Here is a 15,885-nt window from a genome sequence, read left to right on the forward strand (position 1 = left end):
TTTGTAAAAGCCTTGTTTTATAAAACAAGGCTTTTATTATTTACATATTATCTAATAAGCGCACAGACCCTAATTTAGCGGCTGTAATCAAGCGGCTATTACTGGACCATTCAGAAATCTTACACAAAGATTTACCATCCACAGCATTAAAATAGTCCACTTCAAATCCTTTTTGGGATAATTCATCAACAGCACTCTCTAAAACCTGAGATATCACCTCACCATTTTGTAACCTTTGGTAACTTTTATTTAACACTTGATATAATAAAGCTGACTTTTGTTGCTCTTCTTGTGATAAAAAACGATTACGCGAAGATTTTGCTAAGCCATCCACTTCACGTACGATTGGCACACCAAAAATCGAAATAGGGATATTCAAATCCTCAACCATTCTGCGAATCACTTGTAATTGCTGCCAATCTTTTTCACCAAAACAAGCAACATGCGGTTTGATCAAAGAAAATAGACGATAAACAACCGTCGCAACACCCGAAAAATGCCCTGGTCTTTTTTCCCCTTCCCATAATAAAGAAGGGCCATCAACAACAATCTGTGTTGCAAAACCTTTGGGATAAATATCTCCAACTCTAGGCAACCACACCAAATCAACCTGATGTTGTTCTAATAACTTAATATCATGTTCTTCCGTTTTAGGATAACGACTAAAATCTTCTTTTTGATCAAATTGCAGCTGGTTCACAAATATTGTTACAATACAATAATGAGCCAGTTCTTTAGCACGTTTTACCAGTGCCATATGACCATCATGTAACGCGCCCATTGTTGGTACTAACGCCACAGAATAGTCTTTAAAACTAGCCCTAGCTTGTAAAAATTCTTGTAAATTACGTGCAATTATCATTGAAATGAACCTTAATGAATAAAATAATAAATCAGCATCTTACTATAAGAATAAACCCAATCCTATATTCTTAAAAAGCATAAGTGCTAAAAAACAACAACCCTTCTGGAATACTCTTCCTATGCAAATAAAAATGATTTCAAAAAATACAAAATTATTTTACATAACAATACAGTAATATACTGCTTTAATTCTTTTTAACTCCTTACTCTCGGGTGGTTCAATATAAACATGATACGCAAACTTTCCCCTTTTATTTTATTAGGGTTCCTGACTGCTTGTGGTGGTCCTGCTAATAATCAAGTTCGCCCAACCCCAGGGGGGGCATATCCACAACAGCAACAAAGATCTATTTATGATGATCGTGTTCCTGATTTTGCGACCAATAATTTTGAACCTTTTGCAAGACAAGAGGCTGTTGCAATTGCTCTGCGCGAATGGCGTTTATTTGGACAACCTGTTGCTGATTATGACCCATTACAACACCCAGAGCCAGAAGTCCCAGATTTTAAAGCTGAACGCATGCCAGGCCTTTGGCAACGCGTTGGAGAGTATTGGTGGATTGGTATGGATCCTGGAATGTCTGAGGGCAGTTATACAGGTAAACACAATTCTAATGGTACTGCTTTTAACTTTCGTAATGATGGACATTACGCATGGTCAGCAGCATTCATTTCTTATGTTATGAGAATTGCAGGAGCAAATAATCGTTTCCCATACTCTCCTAATCATTCGACCTATATTAATGCAGCCGCATCTAATGAATCTCCAATCCTTCATGCTCAAGACCCAGCAACCTATGCACCTAAGCTTGGGGATATGATTTGTACTGCACGAGGTAAAAATAGAGATGGTATTCGTTTTTCAAGCTTACCAACAGGGTCTATGTTCCCAGCCCATTGCGGAATTGTTGTGGCTGTAAACGAAAATGGACAACCTTTTGGTCGTCAAATCAGTATTATTGGTGGAAACGTAGACGATTCTGTGGCAATGACCCATGTTCCTGTGGATACAACAGGCAAATTAGCAGGGCCTGATGGAATCAGCTATGATTCTCGTTATCCTTGGTGTGTTGTATTAGAAGTTTTATATGACGCTGAAACAGCGTCACATAAATAAGCTTACCGAACTGGCTGAAGAACAGGTAGTTTTTCAGCCAACCACCCTGCTACTTTACCTGTAATACCATTGGGATCAGCAGGGCCTTCAAATCCATCTTTGACATTAACCACATGATTAAAACCACTATGTTGAGCTAAACTCGCTGCCAACATACTGCGCTTTCCTGAACGACAGATAAAATATACTGTTTGTTCTGGCCTTACACCTGCCTGGCGAAGTTCAGAAACAAAATTATCGTTCCTTTCACCAAAAATAGTTTGCACACTGATTTTTAAAAGTTCCTGAGATAAAGTTGACAGATCAGGGTAACCAATTTGTTCCCATTCTTGAGGTGTACGCACATCAATCAACACTGCTTCTTTATCAACTTGTAATTGTTTCCAAGTTTCCATGGGTGTTTTTTCATCAATCATTAAACAGAACCTTTATATCTATAAGTGAATTTAAAATCATATTCATCATAATATACTACGAATAGAAGACTTTAAAAACCTACTATAATAACCACCATTATTCGTTACATAAATCCTGTAAATAACCACAATATTTCAAAAAATTGTTATTTTACGATCAAAGCAGCACAAATTACTCAAAATAGTCAAAAACAAATCATATCCTTAAAATATTCCAAAGATAAATAAACAAGCTTTACCCTTGCTTTCCAACCCAATTCATACGAGTATACATTCTAAAAACAGGACTAAATGATATGGAACATCCGGCACATTTATTAATTATTGATGATGACCATGAAATTGTTGAATTGCTATGTCAATTTTTAAAACGTCATCACTTCGAAGTGAGCTACGCCTATAATGGTGAACAAACACGCCAGGTATGGAAAAAAAATACTTATAATTTAGTTATTTTAGACTTAATGCTACCTGGGGAAAGTGGATTTGAAATTGCACATTGGTTAAGACAACAAGATGATATTCCTATTATCATGCTTACCGCTATGGGCGAAGAAGCCGACAGAATTATTGGCCTAGAGCTCGGTGCTGATGACTATCTAGCCAAACCTTTTAACCCCCGAGAATTACTAGCACGGATACATTCCGTTTTGCATCGATCTCGACGTCGGGTACAATCGACACTTAACCAACAAAACAAATCCATTCAATTTGGTGAATGGGTTCTTAACCCTATATCACGTCAACTTTTAAATATTGATAAATCCGCCGTTCCTTTAACTGGTAAAGAGTATGATCTATTACTGGCTTTGCTTGAACATGCACCTAAGATCGTAAACCGAGATCAATTATCAGATATTCTCTATGGGCATGAACTTCCTCCAACAGACCGCACCATAGACGTTACTCTCAGCCGTTTAAGACGAAAATTACAAGATGATGGCAGACAATCTCAAATCATCAAAACCGTTCACAGAGGTGGTTATTTGATCGCGGTACCTGTTCGTCATGTCTAAAAAAACGTCCAAAAAATGGCGGTTATGGCCATCTTCTCTAGCCGCCAGAACGGGCTTACTCCTTATTATCGGTATAGGGCTGGTTGAAGCATGCGGGTTAATGATTCATACATTAGATCGTTTGGATTTTGATCGATTAACCCAAGAGCAAGAAGCAGCTAATCGTGCCACAGCCGTTTATCGCGACATCTCTGAAACAGATAGTGGTGAAGAGCGTGCTGATGAAATCAATAATCTTGATCCTATGCCAGGTTTCAAAGTATTTCTTTCGGATAAACCAGATTTACAAAAAATCTCCCCACGTTCTCAAAAACTAGAACAAACCATTACCCATCTTTTGACGACTATCCTTTTCCCTCCTGAATTACGACCAAAAGAGATTATAGCTGCCTCTGATCGCGATACACATCGTAGCGCGATTGCCTTTCAATTACCTGATGATAATAAATGGCTTAATATCAGCTATACTTTATCCTCCCCTAACCCCTTTACATCAGCAACTTTCCCTATTGCTTTTTTCGTGATGGCAACTGCCACGGGACTATTAACTTTATGGGGAGTACGCAGATTAATTGCCCCTGTTGGTACCTTGGGTGCTGCTGCAGAAAGGCTCGGGCAAGATGTTAATGCACCCCCCCTACCTGAAACAGGACCTTTAGAAGTTGCCAGAGCTGCACGTGCATTTAATAATATGGCACGCCGTATTAACCGATTTGTTAATGATAGAACTCAACTTTTGCTAGCTATTGGACATGACTTACGTACTCCTATCACTCGATTGAAATTACGTTCTGAATTTATTGAGGATCCAACGCTACAAAGAAAATTTATTGCTGATTTAGATGAATTGGAAAGTATGATCAAAGCAACACTTGCGTTTGGTAAAGACAGCACGCGTCACGAACCTATTGTTTCATTAGATATAACAAAATTATTACAGACCTTAGTTCATGAGCTTCAAGAAACGCATCCGGATAAAAAAGAAAATATCCTATTAAATGAACCCACGCCAAGAATTACCCTAAAAGCACGACCTATTAGTTTAAAACGCGCCTTACAAAATCTTATGGAAAATGCGCTTCATTATGCTGGCAGTGTTTTTATTACTTTAAAGACAGAGCATATTGCGACCACTCTTGATCCGCTTCATGATAAACATGTTATTATTTTAATCGAAGATGATGGCCCTGGAATTGATGAAGCATCCCTAGATCGTGTATTTGAACCTTTTGTCAGAATGGAAGAAAGCCGCAATCGGGAAACAGGAGGAACAGGGCTAGGGCTATCTATTACGCGCAATATCATTCATGAACAAGGTGGAGATATTACTCTTGAAAATCGTTCACCACATGGCTTATGCGCAAAAGTTACATTGGTTGCATAAATCTTTAATTGGATGATAAAACCTTGCAGTGTCATAATAAAAGTGGCAGAGCTATACTCATTAATTTGAATTGCTGGAAACATTTTTCATGCTAAACCGTCTTTATCAACGTGCCATTCAACTTGCTGGCAGTCGTTTTGCAACGATATGGCTGGCTTGTATTGCTTTTGCAGAAGCTAGCTTCTTCCCCATTCCTCCTGACATTTTATTATGCCCAATGATTTTGGCAAAAAGAGAGAAAGCCTGGTATTACGCAACCATATGTACTATTTTTAGTGTCTTAGGTGGCCTTTTGGGATGGGTAATTGGAGCATTTTTATTAGAATATCTTGCCATGCCAATTGTGCATTTTTATCACGCGGAACAACAGCTAATTAATTTACAGGAAAAATTTAAAGCCTATGGTGTTTGGATTATTCTTATTAAGGGATTAACTCCTATTCCTTATAAATTCGTTACCATTGCTTCTGGAGCTGCGCACTTCTCTCTTGTGCCTTTTATGATCGCCAGCCTTGTGACACGTGGTGTGCGGTTTTTTGCAGAAGCAGCATTACTATATAAATTTGGTCCTCCTATTCAAGATTTCGTCGAAAAACGTATGATTTGGGTAGCAACAGCTTTTTGTATTTTGCTACTTGGTGGTTTATTAGCATTCAAATATATATAAAATCTAACTTAAATTCTTATAAAAAAACCTACTTTAGTTTATTAAAGTAGGTTTTTTTGTAATTTAATTTTTTATTGGTTTTTTAAGTCTTACGCTTTTTTGTAAAGCCTTTGCAAATTCTTTTGCTTGATCATCTGCTAAAACAAAGCCAACTGCACCGTAACCAGGATGTTGAAAAGCAAGTAACGTTCCAAGAGTGTCTTTATCTCTTTGTATGGCCCATTTTGTTTGATAAGCTGGCTTTAATTGTGCACCTTTAATTTCAGGAATAGGTTTTCCATCAGCCATTGACCAATGTACAATTCCTAAAACACGGATTAAGTCTTCTAATTCTTTTTGTGTTAAATCAATTTTTGCTTCAGGATCACCACCACCAGAAAAGGTTAATGTGGTTTTTTCTCGATCCTCTGACAATTTTATATTAATATCAACGCTCATCTTGCCCTCTTACTATAATTATTTCTTTAACTAATAACATCTTTGTACAATTTAATTAACAAAAATATAGACCTATTTTGCAACGCCTTTCCCCCCCCAAATCCACCAAGAATGTTTCTTTGTTAATATCGCAGCGGCGGCTTGGGCTTGCTGTTCCGTTTCAAACAGCCCAAAACATGTAGCCCCAGAACCACTCATTCGAGACAAACGACAAAAAGGAAGCTCTTCAATTGCTTGCAATACTGTATTAATTGCAGGATTCAACAAACATGCAGGCGGTTGCAAATCATTGGTTAATTTTATTAATTCTTGAATGAATTGATCAAAACTAGTTAAATTTTGTGTTGAATCTATATATTTTGAAAAATGTGCTGCTCTGTGACGAAAAATTTCTGCTGTTGAAACTGCCTCTCCATGATTGACTAAAATCATACCAAACTGCGGTAAATTTGGTAATAGAGAGAGTGTTTCGCCAATTCCTTCCATACGTTGAGAAACAGAATTTAAACAAACAGGAACATCAGCCCCTAATTTCAATGCAATTTGCGCTAGTTCTTGCGCTGATATTTTCAACCCCCAATACCGTATCAACAACCTCAGAGTTGCCGCTGCATCAGCAGAACCTCCTCCAATTCCCGAGGCAACAGGTAAGTTTTTTTCTAATAGTAATTTAATAGGTGATAAAGATTTATCAGTATAAGCAACTAATTGATAAGCTGCCTTAACAATTAAATTATTCTTTAAATCTTCATTTTGCAGAGATCCTGAAAAAGGACCAGTTATCTGTAACGTAACTAAATCTGCTTGATCTACATCCGCAGGCTCTACACTAACATAATCTCCAACATCAGGAAAAACGACTAAACTATCGAGTAAATGATATCCATCCTCTCTTTTACCAGTGACATGCAAATTTAAATTAATTTTTGCATACGCTTTTTCTTCCATGCGCAAGAACATCCTCTAATTAGCTTTTTGGTTAGTGTTAATTGAAATATCTTTATTTTCTTTGACATCTTGCAAAGCTTTTAAAATCAAAACTTTTTCTTCAGGCGTGGGCTGGCAATTAAGAGCCACATTCCATTGATTAATAGCTTCTTGATGCCGCCCTGTTTTCCAATAAGCAACACCTAAATGATAATTTAACTCTGGGTCTTGTGGGATCGTTTCTGCAGCCAACTCTAGTTGTTTTACGCCATCCTCAAGTTGGCCATTCACAATCATCGCCCAACCCAAACTATCACGAATTGCCCCTTCATCAGGAGCAATATCGACAGCCTTTTGTAAGATTTCCTGAGCTTCCTTTAGATTGCGGTCTTTTAAGACCCAAGAATATCCTAAATAATTTAATAACATCGGTTCATTAGGTGCGAAAACCAAAGCTTGCTTTAAGTCTTTCTCTGCTTTGTCCCATTCGCCCAATTTTTCATAACAAACCGCCCTTGCGAAAAAAACAGGCCAGATATTACTATTCATTAGTGAGGTTAGCTCAAGAACCTTACTATAAGTCTCGGCTGCCTCTTTATATTGTTTACGATCAAAATATAAATCGCCTAATGCTTGTCTGATATCAGCAGAAAGAGGATAGGCCTTAACTAATGCTTTAACCTCTTGTTCTGCCTCTTGATTATGATCTAATAATGCATTCAAACGCGCAACACGTAATTGTATAACGGTTTTTAAAGGATCATTCGGTGAGATAGGTAACAAAACATCCTTGGCAGCATTAAAATGTTTTTCTTGAGCCAAAATACCAGAAAGCATCATCTTAGCAGAAGATAACTCAGGATTTAACCTTAATGCCAAGCGTAAAAAAATCTGCTGAGTATGCAATGCGATTTTATTGGCAAGCTTTTGATCAATACTTATATCTGGGGGTTGAGAGGCGAGATCTTGTTGTAAAATAGAAGCCATTGCCAAATATACTTGTGCGATGACTTGTTTTGCATTTTGCACAGGAAATTTTTGCAGATTATTTTCTAAATCTTGAGTCGAAATTTGTAAAAAAGGTAAATTTTTCACCAAAGCGCTCACCATTGCTTCTGCTTTTCCAGCTCTATGGTGACGTACTAACCAATTTCCATAAGTCTGAGTTAGCAGCAAATCTTCACCTGGGAAATTTTTATCTGCTATCGCAAAATACTGCCCTGCTTTTTCCTCGTCTTTAGATAAAGAATACATAATGCCAGCATGTAACGCATATAAAGCAGATAAAGGTTTTCCTTGGCTATTTTTTGTTAACACCGCTAAAGCTTGATCTTTTTTACCTTCTCCATATAAGCACCACGCTTGTAACAAAGGATAAGTAATCTGGCTGAACACGTCGATGGGTGGACGAGAAACATCACGATAAGCTTCTTGCCATTGACCTTTAATAATTGCATCATTTGCCCGAATCAAATCAGCAATCGGATCTCTTTGAGTTTTGGCAAGGCCAATTGCAATATCATTCCCCGCAAGAACACTATGGTAAAAAGTGATTCGGCGCAGATCACTATCTGTTGGCCGCAATGACAAAACATTATTATATAAGCGTGCTGCCATATCGCTATCATCGGTTCTGGCTGCAAAAACGGCTGCTAAAAAGTCCCCATAGCCCCCTTTTTTGTGTTCAAAAGGAAGAATAGGTTCAGGATCCTGTGCAATGGCAAGAGCTTTTGAAGCAAGAGGAATCTCAATAAGAACAGAAATTGATAAAAATATAGTGCATAAAAAGCGCTGGCATTGCATAATGTACATCTTCTCAATAAGCTGGATCTTCAAACCCAACATGTTTGATCATTTATCTCTTTTAAATCTTTATTCAGAATGGGGTGTTGATGAAACCCTTACCTCTTTATGTACAAATCATTTAGAGAATGTAAAGCCAACAACCGCAATTCCTATTATAAAAACCTCATCTTCTCATAGCAGTAATTTCTTAAGACATCAAAATTATTCCTTACAAGCAAAAAATATAGAAGATATTTGCCAAGCAATCACTTCGTTTAAAGATTATCCTTTATATAATACGGCAATGCACTCTGTTTTACCAAAAGGAAATCCTCTTGCTCCATTTTTTGTTATTGGTGAAGTTCCAGATGCAGATGAAGATCGTAATGGGCAAGTTTTTTTTGGGCAATCTGAATTTTGGTTAAGACAAATGTTTGATAGCATTCAAGTTTCCTTGGATGATTGTTTTTGCATGCCTCTTATTCCTTGGCGCCCCCCTGGAGGGCGCCAATTATCTATTAATGAGCTGACTACTTGTCTGCCTTTTTTGTATAAAGCACTAGAAATCTATAAACCCAAATTCGTCATAAGCATTGGAACACTTCCTGCACGTACACTTACACAATCCAGTGCTCCAATCAGTCAATTACAAGGGAAATGGCATACTATCCACTTGCCACAAACACATATTACGTTACAGCTTTTTCCATTACGGCACCCTTCCCAAATTCAGGCAAGTAGCAAGATTAGGCAAGAAACTTGGCGCGACCTTCTTCGTATCCGTTCTGCACTATATAAAACGGAAATAGATTAATCGTAATAAAGGATTAGATTTTAATATATCGCCAAAGAATATTTCTTTTAGTAAAATAAAAGCTTGATTTATTTATATTTGAATCTAAATTCAACTTATTATGCAAGGGATATATTCTATCTCCCCTTCTGTTGTGCGGGCTTTGGTGGCCAGCGCAACTTTGTTTGCTGGTGTTTCTGTTTCTGCTATCAGAGCACAAACACCTACGCAGCAAGATCAATATGAAGAATCAACCATTGCGGCTACTCGTCCTTCGTCGAGTGGCAATAATGGTTCAATTCGGTTTCCTCGTCCTTTGGACACGCTGGATGCTAGACGTATTCGTCACATATTTGATCTACAACGCAAAGGGGATTTCACAACGGCTCAATCTGAAACGATTCAAATTTCAGATAACTTGTTGCTTGGCGATATTTTAGCTGAGCGTTATCTTAACCCTCAATTTACACCCAACAACGGGCAACTTAGGCTATGGCTAAAAAACTTTTCATTCTATGCTGATTCTACTGAAATCATCAAAAAATTGAATGGTTTAATTTCCGCTGAAACAGGGGGCCTCCCTCTTGACCACTCTTTACCGGTATTAAAAGCAAATGTCATACAAATATCTTTGCCAACACCAAAAGAGACCGATCCAATTGTCACACCTTTTAAAAGAAATCCACGCTTAGATCGAACGATCTATACACGCAGCACTTTAGGTGAAAAAGGGGCTAAAAATGCCCTTGAACTCATTGAAAAAACTCCTGGAATGACTGATTTATATGCAGCTCAATTACAGGCAGAAATCGCACAACAACTCTTTGCTACAGGCAAAGATGAATACGCATTACATATTGCACAACAAGCTTTTTCACTGTCCAAAGGACGAATTGCATTAGCAGGATATATCGCAGGACTTATTGAGTGGAAACAAGATCAAAACGATTTAGCCTTTTATCTTTTTTCCAAAGCCTCTCACGCAGATATAACCTCTCCTCATCTACAAGGAGGGTGCTTCTTTTGGGCAGCGCGTACCCGTTTGAGTGTTAATGATCTACAAGGATATCAAACATGGCTGCACAGAGCAGCTAAGTTTCCGTTAACTTTTTACGGTATTCTAGCCCGTGAAACGCTACAAGAGGGCAAACAAACTCTGTCTTTTAAAGCTAAACCTGTTGATATTATCAGCAATGTAGACATCAGTGCCATCGAAGATACAGCATTAGGCAAACGTTTTTTTGCGTTATTGCAAGTTGGCGAAAAAGACAGAGCAGAAATTGTCCTTAGACAATTATGGATGCAAAGCAATCTTAATCTTCCTTTGTCTCGTTCTATTCAATTAGTTGCCAAAGCCGCTGGTTTCACAGAACTTTCTGATCAGCTACAGACAATTTTGATCCATCATGATGAAACAGTCAAAAATGATCTGGCCTTACCCATACCAAACCTTAAACCACGTCACGGATTCAAAATGAATCCTGCTTTGGTTTATGCCTTAACCCGTTTGGAATCTAATTTTAACAGTAAAGCAATTTCTAGAAATGGGGCGATGGGTTTAATGCAAATTATGCCTGTAACAGCCAAATATATTGCCAAAAAGCAAGATAATCTTTCTTTGAACCATCCTGCTGAACTTCAAAATGCAGCTCTTAATTTGGAAATTGGGCAGCTTTATTTAGAACATTTGGCAGAACTTTCCAATAAAAATGAAGCTCAAGGTGGCAATTTATTACATATGTTAGCCAGTTATAATGCGGGGCCTTCTATGATTGGGAAATGGTTAGAAATAACTGATCACCAACATGATCCATTATTATTTATGGAATCAATTCCTTTATCAGAAACACGTAATTACCTGCATCGTGCGTTAACTTATTTATGGATATATTCGAAAGAGTTAGATCTGCCCAAACCATCTTTGAAATCTTTGGCTCAAAATGAATGGCCCAGTTTTGATGATGAACAACAACTAATGAAAACAGTAACACTTCATTAAATAAAAAGGCTTTTCTTTATACAAAGAAAAGCCTTTTTAATGAATATGCATATTAATTCTGTGCCACAGCCTGCTTACTGGCCTTGACTTTCGTGACACGCCTACCATCCATTTCAATCACTTCGAATAACCAGCCAGAAAATACCACTTTATCCCCAGTAATAGGAACGCGACGAAGTAATGCCAAAATTAAACCACCTAGTGTATGATAGCTGCCCTCTGCAGGTAAGTCATCTAGGTTAAGCTGATCTTTGATTCCATCAACTAATGTCGTACCATCAAGCAAATACTCATTCACAATACCAGATTCAAGACGAGGCGCATCCAAGGGCTGATTAACCTCACCAACAATAGCTTTGAATATATCTGATGCAGTGATAATTCCCTCAAAAGAGCCATACTCATCTAATACCAAAACGACACCTAATACATCTGCTCTTAACCGTTCAAGAGCATCTAATGCAGACATACTGTCTGGTACAACCAAAGGTAATTGCAAACATCCATCAATGGATAATTCTTTGCCTTGCAAAACCATCGTTAATACATCATTAGCAGAAATAATCCCTAATGGATTATCAATACCACCTTCACACACTACTAAACGTGAATGTTGAACATTTAATAAAATCTTTTTTAACTCGGCTGCAGAAGTAGAACGATCCACCCAAACAATTTCGTTTCGAGGCCTCATCAAAGCACGTACAGGACGATCAGCAAGACGCAAAAGACGCTCAATCATATTGCGCTCTTCGATCTCTAAAATCCCAGCCTGAGCTCCTTCAGCAATATAAGCACGTAGCTCTTCTTCACTAACAGCAATACGTATTTTTTTATGACGACGTAATAATTTTAAAATAGCCTCTGAACATTTCCCCAAAATCCATACTATAGGAGAAGCAACCCGAGACATGATCTCGAAAGTTCTCGCCAATTTAACTGCAATAATTTCTGGATCTTGTAAAGCAATCTGCTTTGGAACCAACTCTCCAAAAACCAACATAAAAAATGTAATAATTAAAACGACAACAAAAATTGAAACATCATCTGCAAATGGTCCAATAACAGGAAACGTGCTTAGCCAATGCCCCAAGGATGCTTCAATTCTTGCCCCCCCAAAAGCCCCTTCAAAAATGGCAACAATTGTAATTCCAATTTGAATAGTCGGTAAAAAGCTTTGAGGATCTTCCATCAAGCGAATTGCACGGTCTGCGCCACGCACACCTTGACGTTGCATCGTAACTAATCTCGTTTTTCGACTAGAAATTAATGCCAGTTCCCCCATGGCGAACATACCATTAAGAAAAATTAAGCATATAATAATTAGAATAGAAATAATCATAAATTGTTACTGACCTGACGCAAGAAAAAATCCGAAAGACCTATATACATGGTTTGAATACAAAATGTAATTTTAATTCAAATATCTTGATAAGATTCAACTGTCTATTCCTTATTTTAATATTATATTAAATAAGGAATAGAGTAAGATTACAAATAAATTCTAATGTTTTAAATCAGACAATGCCAAATGTGGTGCAATCATATTTTCAGGCTTGAGGATTTTTTCCAACTCATCTTCACTGAGTAGCTTTTCTTCACGAACCAGCTCTAACACTCCTTTTCCAGTTTCCAAAGCTTTACGTGCAATTCGTGTTGCATTTTCATACCCAATATAAGGGTTCAAAGCTGTCACAAGGCCAATAGAATGCTCAACAAGGTTTTTACAATGCTCTACATTTGCCGTGATGCCATCAATACATAACTCTCTTAACATATCCATAGCACGAATTAATAAAATACTAGAACTCATCGTTTTATAAGCAATTAAAGGTTCCATGACATTTAACTGTAACTGTCCCCCTTCTGCTGCCAAAGTCAACGCCAAATCATTTCCAATCACTGTAAAAGCTACTTGGTTTACCGCCTCTGGAATAACAGGATTAACCTTGCCAGGCATAATAGAGCTGCCTGGTTGTCTAGCAGGAAGGTTTATTTCATTAATTCCTGTTCTGGGGCCACTAGATAATAATCTTAAATCATTACAAATCTTAGATAATTTGACAGCTGTCCGTTTCAACATGCCAGAAAGCAAGACAAAAGCCCCCATATCAGAAGTGGCTTCGATTAAATCTGTAGCCGGCAATAATTTATGCCCTGTAATCCGTGCTAAATGCTCGACAGCTAATGCTTGATAGTGAGGATCTGCATTAATCCCCGTTCCAATTGCAGTACCCCCAAGGTTTACTTCACAAAGCAAATCAGGAACCAACACACGAATACGCTCTAAATCCTCGGTCATGGTTGTCGCAAAAGCATTGAATTCTTGCCCTAATGTCATAGGCACTGCATCTTGCAATTGTGTACGACCCATTTTAATGACATGTGAAAATTCTTTACCTTTTTTAGCAAAAGAATCTCTAAGTTTCGAAAGTGAAACCAAGATTGAGTCATATCCTAATAATAAACCCACCCGAATAGCTGTAGGATACGCATCATTAGTAGACTGAGCCATATTCACATCATTATTTGGATGCAAATATTGATATTCCCCTTTTTTATGCCCCATTTCTTCTAAAGCTATATTCGCAATAACTTCATTAGCATTCATATTGGTAGAAGTCCCAGCACCACCTTGAATCATATCCACTTGGAATTGATCGTGAAACTCGCCCTTGATAATACGCTGACAAGCTTTTTCAATGGCATGATATTTTTCATCAGATAAATAGCCCAACTTGTGATTAGCCGCAGCTGCTGACCATTTTACCATTGCTAGGCCATTCACTAGGTGCGCAAAATGGGACAAAGGAACGCCCGTTAATTTAAAATTATTAATCGCTCTTAACGTTTGAACTCCATAATAAGCATCACTTGGTACGTCCATCGACCCCAAAAGATCTTTTTCCGTACGAAATGTTTGGTCTGACATAAGAAAGTCCTCTTTATTTTAATTAATTTGATACACATCTCATGGTATAAAGAAATGGGTAATAAGCAAGTAAAATTAAAACTACCAATCTATCTAAACACAATGGATGCTCTTCACAAAAAAAAACAAGCCCTTCATAATATTTAAGGGCTTGCTTTCAAATTTCTAATTTTCTCTGGAATACTTATGAGTTTTCAGATATTTCGTCTTTTTTTACAGCTTTAACACGACGAATAGTTGTCGTACGCTTACTTTGACTTGGGGCCTCGGTTTTGATTTTTTGCATCAAACCTTCGACCTGCTCATTATAGGCATATTCAGCAGGGCGTTGTTTTGACAAATCAATCTCTGGTGCCATTGGTCCTTCTGTTTTTGGTCCCATCAATGCAACCTGAGCAATGTGCCACGGACGTTGAATTGCATCTTTTACAGCGGTAGATTCATACCCAGAATGCACCATACAATCTGCACATTTCGCATAATTCCCCGTGCCATATAAATCCCAGTTGGTATCATCCATCAACTCTTGATAAGAGGCTGCATATCCCTCACCCAACAGATAACAAGGACGTTGCCATCCAAAAACTGTTTTCAAAGGTTTACCCCAAGGAGTACAATGATATTGTTCATTTCCAGCAAGGAAATTAAGGAATAAAGGAGACTGAGTAAAACGCCATTTATGCCCTTTACCCAATCGGAAGATATCACGGAATAATTGTTTGGTTTTTTGACGATTCAAGAAATGTTCTTGATCAGGTGCACGTTCATACGCATAACCAGGTGCTGTCATAATTCCATCGACACCTAATGCCATGACCTCATCAAAAAATGTTGCAACACGATGAGGATCTGTACCATCAAATAAAGTACAATTAATTGAAACTCTGAACCCTTTTGATTTTGCAAGCTTAATAGCGGCAACTGCTCTGTCGTAAACACCTTCTTGACATACAGAAGCATCATGCATTATCTGATCGCCGTCCAAATGGATATCCCAAGAAAAGAATGGAGATGGCTTATAATCATCAATTTTCTTTTCTAGCAACAATCCATTCGTACACAAATAAACATAACGTTTACGTGCAATTAACCCTTGGATAATTTTGGGCATATCTTTATGTAATAAAGGTTCCCCTCCAGCCACAGCAACGACTGGGGCACCACATTCAGCATCCGCGTCTAAACATTCTTGAACACTCAACCGTTGGTTCAAAATCTCAGCTGGATAATCAATCTTTCCACAACCAGAGCAAGCCAGGTTACAACGTAATAGTGGTTCCAACATCAAAACCAGCGGATATTTTTTGCGCCCTTGTAAATGTTGTTTCACAACATAACTGCCGACTCGTACCGCCTGCATCAGAGGAACAGCCATTTTTCAGCTCCCAAGCCGGAAAACCGGCGTTTAAAATACAACAAATTGGATATTTATTTAAGATAAATAATATTATACGACAAGAGTAAAATCATCTTTTAAATAATAAAATATATTTCGTAAGAATAATTTTATTTAAAATCTTGTAAGTATATAATTTAGGAAACACCAT

Annotated in this window: 14 protein-coding genes; 6 read left to right on the forward strand and 8 right to left on the reverse strand. The window is 37.7% G+C overall.

Annotation, left to right across the window (positions count from 1 at the left end; genetic code table 11):
• Window positions 1-40: 40 nt before the first annotated feature.
• Window positions 41-862, reverse strand: a complete 822-nt coding sequence (gene panC / locus QMN76_RS09455) for a pantoate--beta-alanine ligase (protein WP_034340522.1) — start codon at window positions 860-862, stop codon at window positions 41-43.
• A gap of 231 nt (window positions 863-1,093) precedes the next feature.
• Here panC and QMN76_RS09460 point away from each other — a divergent pair, with 231 nt between their 5' ends.
• Entirely contained in the window at window positions 1,094-1,981 is an 888-nt protein-coding gene (locus QMN76_RS09460; protein ID WP_034340525.1) for a DUF2272 domain-containing protein, read from the forward strand.
• Between the two features lie 2 nt (window positions 1,982-1,983).
• Here the strand turns inward: QMN76_RS09460 and QMN76_RS09465 are convergent, their stop codons facing one another.
• Complete coding sequence (locus tag QMN76_RS09465) at window positions 1,984-2,397, reverse strand: rhodanese-like domain-containing protein (RefSeq protein WP_282024540.1); 414 nt, start codon at window positions 2,395-2,397, stop codon at window positions 1,984-1,986.
• A gap of 296 nt (window positions 2,398-2,693) precedes the next feature.
• On the opposite strand from QMN76_RS09465, the gene QMN76_RS09470 reads away from it, so the two are divergent.
• From QMN76_RS09470 to QMN76_RS09480, 3 genes are all read left to right on the forward strand, one after another.
• Window positions 2,694-3,413: a response regulator gene (locus QMN76_RS09470; RefSeq protein ID WP_034340531.1), complete on the forward strand. Its 720-nt coding sequence runs from the start codon at window positions 2,694-2,696 to the stop codon at window positions 3,411-3,413.
• Window positions 3,406-4,797 carry an ATP-binding protein gene (locus tag QMN76_RS09475; RefSeq protein ID WP_034340535.1) on the forward strand — a complete coding sequence of 464 codons (1,392 nt, stop codon included), beginning with the start codon at window positions 3,406-3,408 and terminating at the stop codon, window positions 4,795-4,797. Before QMN76_RS09470 ends, QMN76_RS09475 begins: the two co-directional genes overlap by 8 nt.
• A gap of 88 nt (window positions 4,798-4,885) precedes the next feature.
• Complete coding sequence (locus QMN76_RS09480; protein WP_282024541.1) at window positions 4,886-5,464, forward strand: YqaA family protein; 579 nt, start codon at window positions 4,886-4,888, stop codon at window positions 5,462-5,464.
• A gap of 63 nt (window positions 5,465-5,527) precedes the next feature.
• Here the strand turns inward: QMN76_RS09480 and QMN76_RS09485 are convergent, their stop codons facing one another.
• From QMN76_RS09485 to QMN76_RS09495, 3 genes are all read right to left on the reverse strand, one after another.
• Complete coding sequence (locus QMN76_RS09485; RefSeq protein ID WP_051462090.1) at window positions 5,528-5,902, reverse strand: hypothetical protein; 375 nt, start codon at window positions 5,900-5,902, stop codon at window positions 5,528-5,530.
• Between the two features lie 72 nt (window positions 5,903-5,974).
• Complete coding sequence (locus QMN76_RS09490; protein WP_282024542.1) at window positions 5,975-6,850, reverse strand: 4-(cytidine 5'-diphospho)-2-C-methyl-D-erythritol kinase; 876 nt, start codon at window positions 6,848-6,850, stop codon at window positions 5,975-5,977.
• A gap of 15 nt (window positions 6,851-6,865) precedes the next feature.
• Window positions 6,866-8,632 carry a tetratricopeptide repeat protein gene (locus QMN76_RS09495; protein WP_282024543.1) on the reverse strand — a complete coding sequence of 589 codons (1,767 nt, stop codon included), beginning with the start codon at window positions 8,630-8,632 and terminating at the stop codon, window positions 6,866-6,868.
• Between the two features lie 40 nt (window positions 8,633-8,672).
• On the opposite strand from QMN76_RS09495, the gene QMN76_RS09500 reads away from it, so the two are divergent.
• Together QMN76_RS09500 and QMN76_RS09505 are read left to right on the forward strand one after the other, a co-directional pair.
• Entirely contained in the window at window positions 8,673-9,428 is a 756-nt protein-coding gene (locus QMN76_RS09500) for a uracil-DNA glycosylase (protein WP_034340548.1), read from the forward strand.
• 100 nt (window positions 9,429-9,528) lie between these two features.
• Complete coding sequence (locus QMN76_RS09505; protein ID WP_282024544.1) at window positions 9,529-11,406, forward strand: lytic transglycosylase domain-containing protein; 1,878 nt, start codon at window positions 9,529-9,531, stop codon at window positions 11,404-11,406.
• A 52-nt stretch (window positions 11,407-11,458) separates the two neighbouring features.
• On the opposite strand, the gene QMN76_RS09510 is transcribed toward QMN76_RS09505, so the two are convergent.
• The 3 genes from QMN76_RS09510 to hpnH form a co-directional block, all read right to left on the reverse strand.
• Window positions 11,459-12,748 carry a hemolysin family protein gene (locus QMN76_RS09510; protein WP_282024545.1) on the reverse strand — a complete coding sequence of 430 codons (1,290 nt, stop codon included), beginning with the start codon at window positions 12,746-12,748 and terminating at the stop codon, window positions 11,459-11,461.
• A gap of 162 nt (window positions 12,749-12,910) precedes the next feature.
• A complete protein-coding gene (gene aspA / locus QMN76_RS09515) occupies window positions 12,911-14,338 on the reverse strand; it encodes an aspartate ammonia-lyase (protein ID WP_282024546.1) in 1,428 nt (475 codons plus the stop codon).
• A 184-nt stretch (window positions 14,339-14,522) separates the two neighbouring features.
• Window positions 14,523-15,713: an adenosyl-hopene transferase HpnH gene (gene hpnH / locus QMN76_RS09520; protein ID WP_034340554.1), complete on the reverse strand. Its 1,191-nt coding sequence runs from the start codon at window positions 15,711-15,713 to the stop codon at window positions 14,523-14,525.
• Window positions 15,714-15,885 lie beyond the last annotated feature (172 nt).

The organism is Commensalibacter papalotli (ex Botero et al. 2024) (genome assembly GCF_947179115.1).
In the GTDB taxonomy this organism is placed as follows: Bacteria; Pseudomonadota; Alphaproteobacteria; order Acetobacterales; family Acetobacteraceae; genus Commensalibacter; species Commensalibacter papalotli.